Origin of the sequence: Pseudomonas sp. SJZ131, from assembly GCF_007828705.1 — a bacterium.
Taxonomy (GTDB): domain Bacteria; phylum Pseudomonadota; class Gammaproteobacteria; order Pseudomonadales; family Pseudomonadaceae; genus Aquipseudomonas; species Aquipseudomonas prosekii.
On record NZ_VIVC01000003.1, the window covers coordinates 740528 to 757198 of the forward strand.

Genomic DNA, 16671 nt, shown 5'->3' on the forward strand with positions numbered 1-16671 from the left:
GAGTCGAACTCAGGATTTGAAAAGCGTGGAGATCTGCTCCCTTTCCCCCTCTCCCCTCTGGGGAGAGGGCTGGGGTGAGGGGGCGATCTCCAGCCATACCAAAATCCAGGATCACCCAATCAAAGCTTGGCCTTCACCGCCCCCAACGCGTCTTTGCCGTCCAGCGTTTTCACGCCGTCCAGCCATTTATCCAGCACCGCCGGGTTGGCCTTGATCCACGCCTTGGCCGCTTCGGCGTTGCTGATCTTCTTGTTCACCACCTCAGCCATGATGCTGTTTTCCATGTCCTGGGTGAAACTCAGGTTCGTCAGCAACTTGCCAACGTTCGGGCACGCCTGTGCATAACCTTTGCGGGTCAATGTATAAACGCTGCCGGTGTCGCCGAAGTACTTCTCGCCACCCTTCAGATAATGCATTTTCAGTTGCACGTTCATCGGGTGCGGCGTCCAGCCGAGGAAGGTCACGAACTTCTGTTTCTTAACCGCGCGGGACACTTCTGCCAGCATCGCTTGCTCGCTGGATTCGACCAGTTTCCATTGGCCGAGCTCGAAATCGTTCTTCTTGATGATGTCCTGCAACGAAATATTCGCCGGCGCGCCGGAGCCGATGCCGTAAATCTTCTTGTCGAACTTGTCGGCGAATTTGTTCAAGTCGGCGAAATCATGCACGCCGGCGTCCCAGACGTAATCCGGCACCGCCAGGGTGAACTCGGTGCCGTCGAGGTTTTTCGCCAGTTGCGTGACATCGCCATTCGCCACGAACTTGTCGTAGAAGCCCTGCTGCGCCGGCATCCAGTTACCCAAAAACACATCGACCTGGCCGTCCTTCAACCCGCCAAAGGTGATCGGCACGGCGAGCGTGTCGACTTTGGCCTTGTAGCCCATGCCGTCCAGCAGAAACCCGGTGATGGCGTTGGTGGCGGCAATGTCGCTCCAACCCGGATCCGCCATTTTCACCGTCTCGCAGCTCTGATCGGCATACGCCGAAGCGCTGCCCAGAGCCAGCAGCCCGACCGTCACGACTGTGGATAACCTTTGCATGGACTTCCCCTTCACATTATTGGTTTTGGCAGGGTTGTGGATAACGTGCTTTGCGCTCCAGATCATCCAGGTCGATGTGGTTGCGCATGTACTGCTGACTGGCGTCGACCAGCGGCTGGTGATCCCAGCTCTTCAGCTTGCCGATGGTCAGGGCCTCGGCGACGAAACGCCGGCGCCGTTGGCTCTGCAGCACTTGTTGATGAATCTGCGGAATGTTCCATTTGGCCCGCGCCTCGGCGAGAAACTCGTCGAACAATGGCCGATGCGACTGGCTGAGTTCTTCCTGTTCGCGCGGGTCGTTGTGTACGTCGAAGAGTAGGCAAGGGTCGTCTTCGCTGTAGATAAATTTGTAAGCGCCGCGCCGAATCATCATCAACGGGCTGATGGTGCCTTCGGCCATGTACTCGCCAAACACTTCGTCATGCCCGCCCTGCCCTTGCAGATGCGACACCAGCGAACGGCCATCGAGCGGCAAACCCGGCTCCAGTGAACCGCCGGCCAACTCGACAAACGTCGGCAACAGGTCGGCGGTAGACACCGCAGCGCTGACCCGGCCCGCGCCGAACTGCCCCGGCGAGCTGATCAACAGCGGCACACGGGCGGCCATTTCGAACCAGTGCATTTTGTACCAGAGGCCGCGCTCGCCCAGCATGTCGCCGTGATCGCCGGAGAACACGATGATCGTGTCATCGATCAGCCCGGTTTCCTCAAGCGTTTGCAGGAGTTTGCCGACGTTGCTGTCGATATAGCTGCATGCGCCGAAATACGCGCGGCGCGCATCGCGAATCTTATCCACAGGCAATGGCTTATCCCACAGGTCGTAAACCTTGAGCAGGCGCTGCGAGTGCGGGTCGAGTTCGGATTGCGGCGGCGTTGTAGGCAAAGGGATGTCGGCGTCGTCGTACATATCCCAGAACGGCTTGGGAATCGTGTACGGATCGTGTGGGTGAGTCATCGACACGGTCAGGCAAAACGGCTGATCGCCATCCTCGCGGATGTGATCGAACAAGTATTGCTGCGCTTTGAACACCACTTCTTCGTCGAAATCCAGTTGATTGGTGCGCACGCACGGCCCGGCTTGCAGCACCGAGGACATGTTGTGGAACCAGGTCGGGCGTACGTCCGGTTCGTCCCAGTTCACCGACCAACCGTAATCGGCGGGATAGATGTCACTGGTCAGGCGTTCTTCATAACCGTGGAGCTGGTCCGGGCCGCAGAAATGCATCTTGCCCGACAGCGCCGTGCGGTAGCCGAGGCGGCGCAGATAGTGCGCGTAAGTCGGGACGTCGGCGGGGAAATCGGCCGCGTTGTCGTAAGCGCCGATCTTGCTCGGCAACTGACCGCTGACCAACGTAAAACGCGACGGCGCGCACAACGGGCTGTTGCAATACGCGGCGTCGAACACCACGCCTTCGGCGGCGAGGCGGCTGAGATTCGGCAGTTTGATAGGCGAAGGACCGTAGAACGGCAACATTGGCGCGGCCATCTGATCGGCCATGATGAAAAGAATATTCTTGCGCTTCATGTGATCGCGGCATTCCATAGTGAATATTTATGCGAGAGTGCTGCGACCGAGCATGGAGGCCATGCGATTTACGGTAAAGCCCACGCCAAGCAATGACTAGGATAAGCACAGCTTATGTATGACGCCCTCGGTGATTTGTCCCTCGACCTGCTGCGCGCCTTCGAAGCGGCGGCCCGTCAGCGCAGTTTTACCGCCGCAGCGGTGGAGCTCGGCACCACGCAACCGGCGATCAGTCAGCAGATCAAACGGCTGGAAGAGCAGCTCGGCACACGGCTGTTTGATCGGATTTACCGTGGCATCGAACTGACTGAATCCGGGACCATCCTGTTCGAGCAAGTTCAGCTCGGTTTGCAGAATATCGACGCAGGACTCACCGCGATCAGCGCGCAGCACTCCCACGAAGTGCTGCAAGTGGCCACCGATTTCGCCTTCGCCGCGTATTGGCTGATGCCGCGTCTGCACCGCTTTCACCAGGCCAATCCGCACATTGATGTCAGCCTCGTCACCAGCGAACGCAATCACAACATGCTGCGCACCGACATCGACGTCGCCGTGCTCTTCGGCGATGGCCGCTTCAAACAGGGCGAAAGTCATTGGTTGTTCAGTGAGGAAGTGTTTCCAGTGTGCAGCCCGCTGTTGTTGAAGGACCGCGCCCTGCCCTTGCCAGTGCCGGCGCTGCTCGACTTGCCGCTGCTGCATTTGCGCGGCGAAAACAGCAGTAACTGGTTCGACTGGAGCGGCGTGTTTCGCGAGTTGGGGATCACCTCTGCACCGGCGCCGGGGCAGTTGCGTTTCGACAATTACACCTTGCTGATCCAGGCTGCGATTGGCGGTCAGGGCGTCGCTATCGGCTGGCGGCACCTTGTGGATAACTTGCTGGCGCAAGGTTTGTTGTGTCGGCCAATCGCCGACACGCTGATTTCCCGATTGGGTTATTACGTGGTGTTGCCGCAACGCAAACGGCGCGGCGAGTTGATCCAGCAGTTTCTCGATTGGCTGATGGAAGAGCAGGCGACCAGCGCGCAATCGCTGACTGGCCTGCCCTTCCCGTCGATTGCGGTGTGAACGTTTCTAGTAATCCGTCGCCGCGACGAAGTTCACGTGTTCAGCGACGTGCAGATTCAATCGCAGCTCATCGGCGATGCCGACCGCCACGCGATTCAAGCGCTCAAGCGGTTCGGCCAGGCCCGGTTCCAGCGAGCTGCTGACCTGGCTGAAATGCTCGATGGTCAACCCGGCCACGCCACGCGGCGCGTCCACTAGCGTCCATTGCAAACCGCTGCCCTGCAGGGCTTCGAGGATTTCTTCGGCGGCGTGCAGTTGCAGGTTGTCCTCCACCTCCGGCTCGTCGAGCTCGGCGAAATCTCCTACGACAAACACTCGGGAAATACCGGCGGCCTGCATGCCGTCAATGAGCGCATCGACCGCCAGCACTTGCTCGACCGGGCCGGGGACGATGGTTTTTTCCACATGTTCGCTGCTGATCGGCAGCCCCGGCGCGTCCAACAGGCAAATCACCGCCGAACTGCCGGCGACACTTTGCTTGACCCGTTCGGAGTCAAACAGATCACCGTTTTTGGTGCGCAGACCGGGGCGTGGCGCGAGCGCCGTCAGGTCATCGAGAATCGCGATCACTTCATGCTGGCGCCGCAGCATTTCAGCCATCAGCGCACTGCCCAAGCTACTCATGGCACCATAGAGCACCACTTTGACCGTCGGGGTTTCGGCATTTTTCATGGCTGATCTCCTTATTCCTTCTTATAAGTTGTACGTATATGGCGTGTGACCTGTAGGAATCGGCGAGGGTTCGAACGAGTTTCCGAGAGGTGCAGATGCAACAGATCACCGGCTACCACGCCCACGTTTATTTCGACGCCCGCACCATCGATCAGGCGCGCGCCTTGTGTGAGCAAGCGGCTGCGCTGTTTGCGCTGAAAATGGGTCGCGTCCACGAACGCCCGGTCGGGCCGCACCCGGACTGGAGCTGCCAATTGGCCTTTGGGCCAGAGTTGCTTGGCCAGGTGCTGCCATGGCTGGCGCTCAATCGCCGCGGTCTGGTGGTGTTCCTGCACCCGGACACCGGCAATGATTTGCTCGATCACACTGAGCACGCGATCTGGATGGGCGCGGTCCGACCGCTGAACCTGTCTATTTTCTGATCAGATTTTTTCTTCGGCTTCGCTGGGCAAATGCTCGTCGAGGTGCAGCCACGGCAAGCGACTGTCGCTCCAGATATGCCGCTCGGCCGGGGCCTGTTCAGGGTGATCGAGGGTGGCAATGGTCACATCGATGCTCTGTGGGCTGAGCTGCGTGATCAGCGCGACTTGCGCCCCACAGGTCGGGCAGAAATATCGCACGCAACTCGCGGACGAGTCGTACCGCGATGGCGTCCCGCCCAGCCAGGCAAAGTCTGCTGCGGGCACGGTGATCCAAGTGGTGACAATGCCGCCGCTGACCCGCCGGCAAATCGAACAATGGCAATGCGCGATGTCGTGCAGCGGCCCGCTGAATTGATAGCGCAAGTGTCCGCAGTGGCAGCCGCCGGTGTGAATGTTTGCCATGTATTTCCCTCCTGATGCGTTCAGAGAGCAGGCTCGTTCCCGCACAACTGTGCGCGCCGCCGCTTCAAGGTAGGTCTGAGCCTACGCCTCATCCTCAATTGCCCACCTCGGCGCAGTCCGACGACCGGTGCCACAACCGCTCAATGCTTTCACCAGCGAAAGGTAGCTGAAAGCTTGGCCGATTAGGATCGCCCCACTGCCGGCAACAGACCGGTTGGCCATGCGCATCGTTCGCACGGTCCAATTAACAACAACAATGGTGATTCTGATGTCTTTCGTTACCCGCCCCCTCGCTACACCTCCGCCCGTACGCCTCGCGCCTCCCGTTCTGCGCTGACCCGACCCGGTTCGCCCATTCCCTAGCCGCGCTACGCCTGGAGTATTCCCATGCTGACTTTCCTTGGCTTCGCCATGGTCATCACGTTCATGTTCCTGATCATGACCAAGCGCTTGTCCGCGCTGATTGCCCTGATCATCATCCCGATTCTGTTTGCGCTGTTCGGTGGTTTCGCGCCGAAAATCGGCCCGATGATGCTCGAAGGCATCACCAAACTTGCGCCGACCGGTGTGATGTTGATGTTCGCCATTCTGTATTTTGCGCTGATGATCGATTCCGGCCTGTTCGACCCGGCCGTGCGCAAGATCCTCAAACTGGTCAAGGGCGACCCGCTGAAAGTGTCCGTCGGCACCGCTGTGCTGGCGCTGGTGGTTTCCCTCGACGGTGATGGCGCGACCACTTACATGATCTGCGTGGCCGCCATGCTGCCGCTGTACAGCCGCATCGGCATGAGCCCGCGAATCATGGCGGGCCTGATCATTCTGGCGGGCGGCGTGATGAACATGACGCCGTGGGGCGGCCCGACCGCACGTGCTGCGAGTGCGCTGCATGTCGACCCGTCGGACATTTTCGTGCCGATGATTCCGGCGATGCTCGCCGGCGTGGTGGCGATCCTGGCGATTGCCTATTTCTACGGCAAACGCGAACGTGCGCGTCTCGGTGAATTGCACTTGGCGGGCGATGAAGTGGATCACAGCGAGATCAGTGTTTCGCAGTTCCCGGATGCGCGCCGTCCGAAGTTGATCTGGTTCAACGGCCTGCTGACGCTGGGCCTGATGTGCACGTTGATTGCCGGCCTGCTGCCACTGCCAGTGCTGTTCATGGTGGCGTTCAGTATCGCGATGATCGTCAACTACCCGTGCCTGCAACAACAGAAGGACCGCGTGGCGGCGCATGCCGGCAGCGTGTTGGCGGTGGTCGGGTTGATCTTCGCGGCGGGGATCTTCACTGGCATTCTGTCGGGCACCGGTATGGTCGACGCGATGTCGAAAAGCTTGCTGGCGGTGATTCCGGAATTCCTCGGCCCGTACCTGGCGGTGATTACTGCGCTGGTAAGCATGCCGTTCACCTTCTTCATGTCCAACGACGCGTTTTACTACGGCGTATTGCCGGTGCTCGCCGAGGCCGCCAGCCACTACGGCATTACCCCGATGGAAATGGCCCGCGCCTCGATCGTCGGTCAGCCCGTGCACCTGCTGAGCCCGCTTGTGCCATCGACCTATCTGCTGGTCGCGCTGGCCGGAATCGAATTCGGCGACCATCAGCGCTTCACCCTCAAATGGGCCGTGCTGGTGTGCCTGTGCATCATGGTTGCCGCGTTGCTGATGGGGATCTTCCCGCTATTCAGCACCCTGTAAATCAGCGCACATACCCAGCCACCACCACGACCCTGTAGCAGCTGCCGAAGGCTGCGTCCGGCTGCGAAGCAGTCGCCAAACCTGACGACGCGGTTCTTCAGCGAGACCGCGTTGAATGGATCAGCGACTGCTGCGCACTCGAACGCAGCCTTCGGCAGCTGCTACATGGAGCGAGTCGTGGCATCTGGGTTTGTATCGGCGCATCAAGCTGTTTTTATGACAGTTTTGTTTCAATCACTTATTCAGCTATGCGATGCTGGCGCCCAGACCGTTAGCCAACTACAGCTTAAGTACAGAACGTAGATCGTTGCGCGGCACCGTCAATTTGCCTTTTTGGGGCGCTACCACCACAGGGGGCCGAGCATGCTGACCCTGCTCAATTTGCTATCCGCCGTGACCTTGCTGATCTGGGGCACGCACATCGTTCGAACCGGCATCCTGCGGGTTTACGGTTCCAATCTGCGCCACGTGATTGGCCAGAACATGTCCAAACGCGGCTTGGCGTTTATCGCCGGCATCGTCGTTACCGCCATGGTCCAGAGCAGCAACGCCACGGCCATGCTCGTCACTTCCTTCGTCGGCCAGGGCCTGATGGCACTGACCCCCGCGCTGGCGACCATGCTCGGCGCCGACGTCGGGACCGCGCTGATGGCGCGGGTGCTGACGTTTGATCTGTCGTGGCTGTCGCCGCTGCTGATCTTCCTCGGAGTGATATTTTTCCTCTCGCGCAAACAGACGCGCATCGGCCAGATGGGCCGGGTCAGCATCGGCCTCGGGCTGATTATTCTGGCATTGCAACTGATCGTCGAAGCCGCCGCACCGATCACCCAGGCGCAAGGCGTGAAGGTGATTTTCGCCTCGCTGACCGGCGACATCCTCCTCGACGCCCTGGTCGGCGCGCTGTTCGCGATGATTTCCTATTCCAGCCTTGCCGCCGTGCTGCTGACCGCGACCCTGGCCGGCGCCGGCGTGATCAGCCTGCCGGTAGCGATTGGCTTGGTGATCGGCGCCAACATCGGCAGCGGCATTCTGGCGTTCATGAGCACCAGCATGCAGAACGCTGCGGGTCGCCAAGTGGCGCTGGGCAGCCTGCTCTACAAGCTGATCGGGCTGCTGCTGATTATTCCAGTGCTCGACCCGTTGGTGCACTGGATCGACAGCCTCGATTTCAGTCCGCAGGAAATGGTCATCGGTTTCCACCTGCTCTACAACACCGCGCGTTGCCTGATCCTGCTGCCGAGCGTGGGGCCGATGGCCAGACTCTGCGCCTGGCTGCTGCCCGAGCGGCCGGAACTCAACGGCATGGCCAAACCGCGTCATCTCGATGCGACGGCGCTGGTCACCCCCGGCCTCGCGCTGGCCAACGCCGCTCGGGAAACCCTGCGCATCGGCGACCTGATCGACAACATGCTCGAAGCGATGCTCGACGTTCTGCGCGGCAAACAGACCGCCGTCACTCAGGAAATGCGTCGCCTCACCGATGATGTCGAAGCGCTCTACAGCGCGATCAAACTGTACCTGGCGCAGATGCCGCGCGAAGACCTCAGCGAGCAAGACAGTCGGCGCTGGGCGGAAATCATTGAGCTGGCGATCAACCTCAAACTCGCCAGCGACCTGATCGAACGCATGCTGCGCAAAGTGCAGCAGCAGAAGACTTCGCAACGCCGCTCGTTTTCCGAAGTCGGCCTGGAAGAGCTGGCGGGGCTGCACAGTCAGCTGATTTCCAACCTGCGATTGGGCTTGTCGGTGTTCCTCAGCAGCGATCCGGAAAGTGCCCGACAGTTGCTGCGCGAGAAACGTCGTTTCCGCGCGCAGGAACGCCGTTTGGCTCACGCGCATGTCAGCCGTTTGCAACGCAAGATTGTGCAAAGTATCGAAACCAGTTCGCTGCACCTTGAGCTGATTGCCGACATGAAACGCCTCAACTCGCTGTTTTGCAGCAGCGCCTACGCGGTGCTGGAAACCGCCGACACCGGCGCGCTGGCGGCGGACGATTTGGCCGACATCACGCATTCGCCTTGAACGTCTGGGTGCGTGGCCAGTCAGTAACAGAGGTTCTGGTTCAAGATCATCGCGAGCACGCTCGCTCCCGCAGGTGATTGGCGTCGTAGACGAAACCAATGTGGGAGCGAGCTTGCTCGCGATGGCTGCCTGGAAAGCGCCACGGATCTCCAATCAGCCGTATGGAAGCCTGTTATGCGTTGTCTGTTATTCGCCTGTCTGTTGCTCGGTTCATTGCCCGCGTTTGCCCTGGATCGTTTTCAGGTCGAAGGCTATGCCCTGCCCAATGGCCTGCAATTGCTGCTCAAACCCGGCACCGACCGTGGGCATGTGGCGATTCGGCTGGTGGTTGGCGTCGGCCTCGACGACTTCCGTTGCGAGGAAAAGGAGCTGCCGCACCTGCTCGAACACTTGCTGTTCAGCGGCATCGACGCCAGTGGCGAAGGTGGTCTGGAAGAACGCATGCAGGCCTTGGGCGGTGAATGGAACGCCTTCACCAGCAACGCCGACACCACATTCGTGATCGAAGCCCCGGCGAAAAACCAGCGCAAAGTCCTCGACCTGCTGCTGGCGCTGCTGACCCAGACCCAATTCGACGACAACGCGATCAACGCCGCCAAGCAAGTGGTGGAGCGCGAGGACGGCGGCCATTATTCGCACTTGCAACGCTGGATGGACCGGCAGGACCTCGGGCACACCGCGAGCAATCAATTGGCGGTGGAGCTGGGCCTGAAATGCCCGCAACGCGCCGAAGTCGATGGCCTGACCCGCGAGCAACTGGATAAGGTGCGCAAGGCTTGGTACGCGCCGAACAACATGACGCTGATCGTCGTCGGCGACCTCGACAAATTGCTCCCGGCGTATCTGGAACGGGCCTGGGGGCCGCTGGAACCGGTCGATCCCACCGAGCATTTGGCGTTGCCGGAAGTCAACGCCAGCGCCGCGCATGAGCGCAGTCTGATTCACGGATTTGTCGGCGGCGGGGCGAAGCTGCACTGGCTGGTGCCGGAGCCGGTGCTCGAAGATGTGCCGGACCAGACGTTCGACCTGCTCAAGGATTATCTGGATTGGGCGCTGTATCGGCAGATGCGCCTGAATCACGGTTTGTCCTATGGGCCGTGGGCCGAGCGCGAGTTGTTTGGCAGCGTCGGTTTCATGAGCCTGAACGCTGACCTTGAGCGCGAGAATATCGATGAGGCCAAGCAGGTGCTGGAGGATTTGAAGGCTGACCTGCTGAAGAATGGCCTCGATGTCGACACCTTCGACCGCCTCAAGCAAGCCGCCATCGCCCGCCAATCCTGGGCCGTGCAGGGCAACAGTGCGCTGGCCGACTATTATTGGAGCGCGCTGGGCGATTATCAGGACGGGCGCTTCACCAACCCGGCCAGGGAACTGCAAGGCGTGACGCTGGCAGAAGCCAACAAAGCCATGCGCGAGTTGTTGTTGCAGCCGGGGTATCTGCGCATCGAGAAACCGCTGCTCAGCGATGATCAGTTGTTGTGGGTGCTGGGCGGAGTGTTGGGCTTGATCGTGCTGGGCTTGCTGGCATTGCGCGCCCACCGAAAACCCACCGCGCCCGTGTAGCAGCTGCCGAAGGCTGCGTTCGGCTGCGAAGCAGTCGTCAAACCTGGCGATGCGGTTTTTCAGGAAATACCGCGTTGCCCGGACCAACGACTGCTGCGCAGCCGAACGCAGGCTTCGCCAGCGGCTACAAAGGTTCTTTGGGATTCGGGAAGGTTTTGCGGGTTTCGGGAGTTGTTACAAGGGTTTCGCGGAATTGAAATTTGCTCCACGCTTCTCCGGTTCTCGCCAGCGTTAGCCTGTCGAGGCTTTTTCCCACGACTAATGTGAATCGCCGAATGCCGACCCTGACCGTTTTTGTCCAGCGCATCATTGACTTGATGAAACGCTATCCGGGGGTTATCGCGCTCGGTGGTTTTGTCTCCGGGGTCGGCAGTTTCATGCTGGTCGATCGTCAGCAAGGGCTGGCGACGTGGATCACCATCATCATGCTGATCAGTTGGGTCTGGCTGATGCTGGAAAACAGCCTGACCAAGCTCTTCGCCCGCATCTTCAAACGCGAAATCCCCCAGCCGCTGCTGCGTTACGCCACGCAGATGATTCACCAGGAAAGCCTGTTTTTCGTCCTGCCGTTTTTCTTCATCACCACCACCTGGAACAGCGGCCAACTGTTCTTCACCGGGCTGCTGAGCATCGCCGCGCTGATCTCCATCACCGACCCGCTGTACTACAAATGGCTGGCGCCGCGCCGTTGGGCGTTTCTCGCGTTGCACACGCTGACGCTGTTCGCCGCGCTGCTCACCGCCCTGCCCGTGATCCTGCACCTGACCACCTCGCAGAGTTTCAAACTGGCGCTCGGCATCGCCATGGTCCTGTCGTTCCCGAGCCTGGCGTCGATCTTCCCGATCCGAACCGTGCGCAACGCGCTGGCCATCCTCAGCATCACGCTGGGCATCGGCGCGCTCGGCTGGGTGCTGCGTTCGTGGGTGCCGCCGGCGACGTTGTGGATGACCGATGTGGCGATCAGCACACAAATGCAGGACCGCACGCCGGGCAAAAGCCTCGACGAAGTCAGCGCCGAGCAGATTCGCGGTGACGGGCTCTACGCCTACACCGCGATCAACGCGCCGCGCGGTCTGGACGAGCGGATTTATCACGTGTGGAAATTCAACGGCAAAGAGGTCGACCGCATTGCGCTGGATATCCACGGCGGGCGCAAGGAAGGCTATCGGGCGTGGACGCACAAGCAGAACTTTCCCGGCAATCCGGCGGGCAAATGGCAGGTCCGGGTGCTGACCGAGGACGGCCAGGTGATCGGCGTGCTGCGTTTTGTGATCACCGACAGCACACCGACCAAAGAAAAGTAATCCGCTTCGTGCTATTACGTAGCGCTGCGAAATAGCCGAACAAGCACGGAGCTTATGAGCAGCAGCACGATGGCCGGCACTGCCCGACTGGACACTTCCAGCACCCCCGCGAATTTGCGCGTGACGGGTGACTGGACGCTCGCCCATTACGCCGACCTCAAGCGGCTGGGCGACAGCCTTCGCGGCCAATACGACGACAGCACCGCGATCGACCTCAATGGCCTCGGCGCGCTGGACACCGCCGGTGCCTCGCTGCTGGTCGAGCTGCTCGGCTCCGAACGCCTCGGCAAGTCCGCCGAACACCCTGACTGCACGCTGTCCGGCGCTGATCGCGCGTTGCTGCAAACCGTCTATTGCTCGATGACCGACTTCTGCGTGCCGATCAAAGAGGCCGAAGTCGGCGTCGGCATCCAATTGCTCACGCGCATTGGCCGCGCCGTCGACACCGTGTGGCAAGACACCCTGCAACTGCTGGGTTTCGTCGGGCTGATCCTCGAAACCATCGCGCGCGGATTGCTCCGGCCGAAACGCTGGCGCATCACGCCGATGGTCGCGCACATCGAGCAAACCGGCCTCGACGCCGCGCCCATCGTGGCGTTGCTGACGTTCCTGGTCGGCGCCGTAGTCGCGTTTCTTGGGGCAACGGTGCTCGCCAGTTTTGGCGCGAGCATTTTCACCGTAGACCTCGTGGCGTTCTCGTTCCTGCGCGAATTCGGCGTGTTGCTGACCGCGATCCTCATGGCCGGGCGCACCGCCAGTGCGTTCACCGCACAAATCGGCTCGATGAAGGCCAACGAAGAGATCGACGCGATTCGCACCTTGGGCCTCGACCCGATGGAATTGCTGGTGGTCCCGCGCGTGTTGGCGCTTTTGGTGGCGCTGCCGATGCTGACCTTTCTGGCGATGCTTTCCGGGATTATCGGCGGCGGCGTGGTTTGCGCCGTATCGCTGGGAATTTCCCCGGCGATGTTCCTGTCGCTGCTGCAAACCGACATCGGCGTTCAGCATTTTCTGGTGGGGATCGTGAAAGCGCCGATCTTCGCATTCCTCATCGCCGCGATTGGTTGCCTCGAAGGCTTCAAGGTCAGCGGCAGCGCGGAATCGGTCGGCGCGCACACCACGTCGAGCGTGGTCCAGTCGATTTTTGTGGTGATCGTTCTCGACGCCGTGGCCGCGTTGTTTTTCATGGAGATGGGCTGGTGAGTGGTTTACCCCGAGCGCCCGACGCGGCGATGACCGACGCGGTGATCGAAGTCCGTGGACTGTGCAACCGTTTCGGCAGCCAGAGCGTGCACGAGAACCTCGATCTGGATTTGTACAAGGGCGAAATCCTCGCGGTGGTCGGCGGCTCCGGCAGCGGCAAATCGGTGTTGCTGCGCAGCATCGTCGGTTTGCGCCAGCCCAGCGAAGGCGTGGTCGAAGTCTTCGGCAAGAACCTGCCGACGCTGTCCGAGCATGAGCGTTCGCTGGTCGAACGGCGCTTCGGTGTGCTGTTCCAGAAAGGCGCGTTGTTCTCGTCGCTGACCGTGACCGAAAACGTCGCCCTGCCGCTGATCGAACACGCCGGCCTCAGCCGCGCCGACGCCGAGCACCTGGCGGCGGTGAAACTGGCGCTGGCCGGTTTGCCGCTGTCGGCGGCGGACAAATACCCGGCGTCGCTGTCCGGCGGCATGATCAAGCGCGCCGCACTGGCGCGAGCGCTGGCGCTGGACCCGGACATCCTGTTTCTCGACGAACCCACCGCTGGCCTCGACCCGATTGGCGCGGCGGCGTTCGATCAACTGATCCTGACCCTGCGCGATGCGTTGGGCCTGAGCGTATTCCTCGTGACCCACGACCTCGACACCCTCTATACCATCACCGACCGCGTGGCAGTGCTGGCGCAGAAAAAAGTGCTGGTGGCCGACGCCATCGACGTCGTCTCGGAAACCGATGACGCGTGGATTCACGAATACTTCCATGGCCCCCGTGGCCGCGCGGCGCTGACGGCCGCTCAACAGCTAAACGAGGTCTGACATGGAAACCCGAGCCCATCATGTATTGATCGGCCTGTTCACCGTGCTGGTGGTGGCGGGCGCCCTGCTCTTCGGTTTGTGGCTGGCCAAGTCCAGCGTCGACACCGAGTTCAAGGATTACGAAATCGTCTTCAACGAGGCGGTCAGCGGTTTGTCCAAGGGCAGCGCCGTGCAGTACAGCGGGATCAAGGTCGGCGACGTCGTGACCCTGCGCCTCGACCCCAACGACCCGCGCCGGGTGCTGGCGCGGATTCGCCTCGGCGGCGAGACGCCGATCAAGGAAGACACCCGCGCGATTCTGGCGCTGACCGGGATCACCGGCACCTCGATCATTCAGCTCAGCGGTGGCACGCCGCAGAGTCCGACGCTCAAGGGCAAGGGCGGCGATCTGCCTACAATCGTTGCATCGCCCTCGCCCATCGCCCGTTTGCTCAACGACAGCGGCGACTTGATGGCCGGGGTGACCGCGTTGATGCACAACGCCAATCAGATGTTTTCGCCGGACAACGTCGAACGCATCAGCAAGACCCTCGAACACTTGGAGCAGACCACCGCGACGATTGCCGATCAGCGCGGCGATATTCGTCAGGCGATGCAGCAATTGGCCTCGGTCGGCAAACAGGCCGGCGCCATGCTCGAACAGACCTCGGCGCTGATGCGTAACGCCAACGGCCTGCTCAACGATCAGGGCAAACAGATGTTCGGCAGCGCCGAGCAGGCAATGAAGTCGCTGGAACAGAGCAGCGCGACCATCAACAGCCTGCTGACGAGCAATCAGGATTCCCTCAACAACGGCATGCAAGGCCTCAATGGCCTGGCCCCGGCGGTGCGTGAATTGCGCGAAACCCTGAGTTCGCTGCGGGCGATTTCCCAACGCCTGGAAGCCAACCCCAGCGGTTATTTGCTGGGCAGCGACAAGAACAAGGAATTCACTCCATGAAACTGAATCACCTCGCCCTCCTCGCTGGTTTTGCGCTGCTCGGTGCCTGCTCGATCTTGCCCAAGTCCGAGCCGTCGGATGTTTATCGTTTGCCCTCGGCGCAGAGCGGCGCGGCGGGCAAAACCGGCGCAGCGCAAGCGTGGTCGCTGCGTCTGGCCAAACCGCAGGCCAGCGAAATATTGAACAGCCCGAAAATCGCGGTGATCCCGCAGGGTGATGTGATCAGCAGCTACAAGGCGTCGCGCTGGAGCGATCCGGCGCCGGTGCTGCTGCGCAACCGCTTGCTTGATGGTTTCCAGCGCGATGGCCGGGTGACGTTGTTGAGCACCGACGACAGCAATTTCCAGGCAGATCTGGAGTTGGGCGGCAATCTGCAGGCGTTTCAGACCGAATATCAGGGCACTGCGGCCAGTGTGGTGATTCGGCTGGACGCGTTGCTGGTGCGCGGTTATGACCAGCGCATCCTCGCCAGTCGCCGCTTCGAAGTGCGCCAGCCGCTGAACGATGTGCAAGTCCCGGCGGTAGTCACCGGGTTTGGCCAGGCCAGCGATCAACTGACCGCGCAAGTGGTGAACTGGGCGGTTGAGCAAGGGCAGAAAACCCAACCGTAATACCGGCACACATCCCAGTGTAGGAGCGAGGCTTGCCCGCGAATGCGAACTGTCAGCCAAGTTGATTTTGGATCTGCCTGCCCCTTCGCGGGCAAGCCTCGCTCCTACAAGGGGATCTTTGTTCGCAAGTGAATTGCTGGGGTTAACCAAAGAACCAGTAGCAAACAAAAATCGCGCCCACCACGCCAGCAAGCTCCGCCAACAACGCACACCCCACCGCGTGCCGTGCGCGCTGGATGCCGACTGCGCCGAAGTACACCGCGAGCACGTAGAACGTGGTTTCGGTGCTGCCCTGAATCGTCGCCGCGACCAGTGCCGGGAAGCTGTCGACCCCCGAGGTCTGCATCGTTTCAATCAGCATCGCCCGCGCGGCGCTGCCGGAGAACGGCTTGACCATCGCCGTCGGCAGCGCGTCGACGAAGCGCGTGTCCCAACCGGCCCACTCGACCAGATGCCGAATGCCGTCGAGGCCGAAATCCAGCGCGCCCGAGGCCCGCAACACGCCTACCGCACAGAGCATCGCCACCAGATACGGCAGCAGATTCCTGGCGACGTCGAAGCCCTCCTTCGCGCCTTCGACAAACGCTTCGTAGACCTTCACTTTGCGCAGCGCGCCGATCAGCAGAAACAGCATGATCAGCCCGAACAGCGTCAGGTTGCCGAGGATCGAGGACAACCCCGCCAGCGCCGTGGCTGAGAGCGTCGCCAGCAGCGCCATGAAGCCACCCAATGCCAGCGCACCGGGAATCAGATACGCAAGCACCACCGGGTCCCACAGGCGCAGGCGTTGCATGAACGCCACCGACAGCAGCCCGACCAGCGTCGAACAACTGGTGGCGAGCAGGATCGGCAGGAACACCAGCGTCGGGTCGGGCGCGCCTTGTTGCGCGCGGTACATGAAAATCGTCACCGGCAGCAGGGTCAGCGACGAGGCGTTGAGCACCAGAAACAGAATCTGCGCGTTGCTGGCGATGGTAGGGCTGGGGTTGAGCTCTTGCAGCGCCTTCATCGCTTTCAGGCCGATGGGTGTTGCAGCGTTGTCCAGACCGAGGCCGTTGGCGGCGAAGTTGAGGGTGATCAGGCCGATGGCCGGGTGTCCGGCCGGGACTTCCGGCATCAGCCGCAGGAACAGCGGGCCCAAGGCCTTGGCCAGCCAATCGACAATCCCGGCCTTCTCGGCGATCCGCAGAAAACCCAGCCACAGGGTCAGCGTGCCGAACAGCAGGACCATGACTTCGACCGACAACTTGGCCATGGCGAAGATGCTTTCGACCATCGCCGCGAAGATCCCGGCATTGCCGCCGATCAGCCACTGCGCCATTGCCGACACGGCTGCGACGATAAAGAAGCCAAGCCACAGGCCATTGAGCATCAGTTAAATCCCCCGAAGAATGC

15 protein-coding genes are annotated in these 16671 nt (G+C 61.2%); 10 read left to right on the plus strand and 5 right to left on the minus strand.

The features are described from left to right. Positions 1-119: 119 nt before the first annotated feature. Positions 120-1040, minus strand: coding sequence for a choline ABC transporter substrate-binding protein (gene choX / locus FBY12_RS17605; RefSeq protein ID WP_145254375.1), 921 nt, complete (start codon positions 1038-1040; stop codon positions 120-122). A 16-nt stretch (positions 1041-1056) separates the two neighbouring features. Beyond that, the gene (betC, locus tag FBY12_RS17610) at positions 1057-2565 is read right to left on the minus strand and encodes a choline-sulfatase (protein WP_092275619.1); all 1509 of its coding nucleotides are present in this window, start codon (positions 2563-2565) and stop codon (positions 1057-1059) included. A gap of 114 nt (positions 2566-2679) precedes the next feature. Between betC and FBY12_RS17615 the strand changes: the two genes are divergently transcribed. Further along, the gene (locus FBY12_RS17615; protein ID WP_145254378.1) at positions 2680-3630 is read left to right on the plus strand and encodes a LysR family transcriptional regulator; all 951 of its coding nucleotides are present in this window, start codon (positions 2680-2682) and stop codon (positions 3628-3630) included. Positions 3631-3636: 6 nt separating this feature from the next. Here FBY12_RS17615 and FBY12_RS17620 read toward each other — a convergent pair whose 3' ends face one another. Beyond that, complete coding sequence (locus tag FBY12_RS17620) at positions 3637-4302, minus strand: NAD(P)-dependent oxidoreductase (RefSeq protein ID WP_145254381.1); 666 nt, start codon at positions 4300-4302, stop codon at positions 3637-3639. 95 nt (positions 4303-4397) lie between these two features. On the opposite strand from FBY12_RS17620, the gene FBY12_RS17625 reads away from it, so the two are divergent. Continuing rightward, positions 4398-4724: a DOPA 4,5-dioxygenase family protein gene (locus FBY12_RS17625; protein ID WP_145254385.1), complete on the plus strand. Its 327-nt coding sequence runs from the start codon at positions 4398-4400 to the stop codon at positions 4722-4724. On the opposite strand, the gene FBY12_RS17630 is transcribed toward FBY12_RS17625, so the two are convergent. Then, the gene (locus FBY12_RS17630; RefSeq protein WP_145254388.1) at positions 4725-5126 is read right to left on the minus strand and encodes a GFA family protein; all 402 of its coding nucleotides are present in this window, start codon (positions 5124-5126) and stop codon (positions 4725-4727) included. It lies immediately after the preceding gene. A gap of 387 nt (positions 5127-5513) precedes the next feature. Between FBY12_RS17630 and FBY12_RS17635 the strand changes: the two genes are divergently transcribed. The 8 genes from FBY12_RS17635 to FBY12_RS17670 all read left to right on the plus strand — a co-directional run bounded on the left by FBY12_RS17635 (position 5514) and on the right by FBY12_RS17670 (position 15276). Beyond that, positions 5514-6821 (plus strand): CitMHS family transporter, encoded by a 1308-nt coding sequence (locus FBY12_RS17635; RefSeq protein WP_145254391.1) that lies wholly within the window; start codon positions 5514-5516, stop codon positions 6819-6821. Between the two features lie 363 nt (positions 6822-7184). Further along, positions 7185-8843, plus strand: a complete 1659-nt coding sequence (locus FBY12_RS17640) for a Na/Pi cotransporter family protein (protein ID WP_121732579.1) — start codon at positions 7185-7187, stop codon at positions 8841-8843. A 174-nt stretch (positions 8844-9017) separates the two neighbouring features. Continuing rightward, positions 9018-10406: a pitrilysin family protein gene (locus tag FBY12_RS17645; protein WP_145254393.1), complete on the plus strand. Its 1389-nt coding sequence runs from the start codon at positions 9018-9020 to the stop codon at positions 10404-10406. A gap of 275 nt (positions 10407-10681) precedes the next feature. Next, entirely contained in the window at positions 10682-11710 is a 1029-nt protein-coding gene (locus FBY12_RS17650) for a DUF5924 family protein (RefSeq protein WP_121732577.1), read from the plus strand. A 54-nt stretch (positions 11711-11764) separates the two neighbouring features. After that, positions 11765-12913, plus strand: a complete 1149-nt coding sequence (locus tag FBY12_RS17655; RefSeq protein ID WP_145254396.1) for an ABC transporter permease — start codon at positions 11765-11767, stop codon at positions 12911-12913. A gap of 29 nt (positions 12914-12942) precedes the next feature. Then, positions 12943-13725 carry an ABC transporter ATP-binding protein gene (locus FBY12_RS17660; protein ID WP_145254572.1) on the plus strand — a complete coding sequence of 261 codons (783 nt, stop codon included), beginning with the start codon at positions 12943-12945 and terminating at the stop codon, positions 13723-13725. 1 nt (position 13726) lies between these two features. Further along, positions 13727-14665, plus strand: a complete 939-nt coding sequence (locus FBY12_RS17665) for an MlaD family protein (protein WP_145254400.1) — start codon at positions 13727-13729, stop codon at positions 14663-14665. Continuing rightward, a complete protein-coding gene (locus tag FBY12_RS17670; protein ID WP_145254403.1) occupies positions 14662-15276 on the plus strand; it encodes an ABC-type transport auxiliary lipoprotein family protein in 615 nt (204 codons plus the stop codon). Before FBY12_RS17665 ends, FBY12_RS17670 begins: the two co-directional genes overlap by 4 nt. 142 nt (positions 15277-15418) lie before the next feature. On the opposite strand, the gene FBY12_RS17675 is transcribed toward FBY12_RS17670, so the two are convergent. Beyond that, positions 15419-16648, minus strand: a complete 1230-nt coding sequence (locus FBY12_RS17675) for a nucleoside recognition domain-containing protein (protein ID WP_121732573.1) — start codon at positions 16646-16648, stop codon at positions 15419-15421. Positions 16649-16671 lie beyond the last annotated feature (23 nt).

Excerpts from the sequence above, each read along its gene's own strand:
- choX (WP_145254375.1), bottom strand. The coding sequence starts at position 1,040 with ATGCAAAGGTTATCCACAGTCGTGACGGTCGGGCTGCTGGCTCTGGGC.
- betC (WP_092275619.1), bottom strand. The coding sequence starts at position 2,565 with ATGAAGCGCAAGAATATTCTTTTCATCATGGCCGATCAGATGGCCGCG.
- FBY12_RS17615 (WP_145254378.1), top strand. The coding sequence starts at position 2,680 with ATGTATGACGCCCTCGGTGATTTGTCCCTCGACCTGCTGCGCGCCTTC.
- FBY12_RS17620 (WP_145254381.1), bottom strand. The coding sequence starts at position 4,302 with ATGAAAAATGCCGAAACCCCGACGGTCAAAGTGGTGCTCTATGGTGCC.
- FBY12_RS17625 (WP_145254385.1), top strand. The coding sequence starts at position 4,398 with ATGCAACAGATCACCGGCTACCACGCCCACGTTTATTTCGACGCCCGC.
- FBY12_RS17630 (WP_145254388.1), bottom strand. The coding sequence starts at position 5,126 with ATGGCAAACATTCACACCGGCGGCTGCCACTGCGGACACTTGCGCTAT.
- FBY12_RS17635 (WP_145254391.1), top strand. The coding sequence starts at position 5,514 with ATGCTGACTTTCCTTGGCTTCGCCATGGTCATCACGTTCATGTTCCTG.
- FBY12_RS17640 (WP_121732579.1), top strand. The coding sequence starts at position 7,185 with ATGCTGACCCTGCTCAATTTGCTATCCGCCGTGACCTTGCTGATCTGG.
- FBY12_RS17645 (WP_145254393.1), top strand. The coding sequence starts at position 9,018 with ATGCGTTGTCTGTTATTCGCCTGTCTGTTGCTCGGTTCATTGCCCGCG.
- FBY12_RS17650 (WP_121732577.1), top strand. The coding sequence starts at position 10,682 with ATGCCGACCCTGACCGTTTTTGTCCAGCGCATCATTGACTTGATGAAA.
- FBY12_RS17655 (WP_145254396.1), top strand. The coding sequence starts at position 11,765 with ATGAGCAGCAGCACGATGGCCGGCACTGCCCGACTGGACACTTCCAGC.
- FBY12_RS17660 (WP_145254572.1), top strand. The coding sequence starts at position 12,943 with ATGACCGACGCGGTGATCGAAGTCCGTGGACTGTGCAACCGTTTCGGC.
- FBY12_RS17665 (WP_145254400.1), top strand. The coding sequence starts at position 13,727 with ATGGAAACCCGAGCCCATCATGTATTGATCGGCCTGTTCACCGTGCTG.
- FBY12_RS17670 (WP_145254403.1), top strand. The coding sequence starts at position 14,662 with ATGAAACTGAATCACCTCGCCCTCCTCGCTGGTTTTGCGCTGCTCGGT.
- FBY12_RS17675 (WP_121732573.1), bottom strand. The coding sequence starts at position 16,648 with ATGCTCAATGGCCTGTGGCTTGGCTTCTTTATCGTCGCAGCCGTGTCG.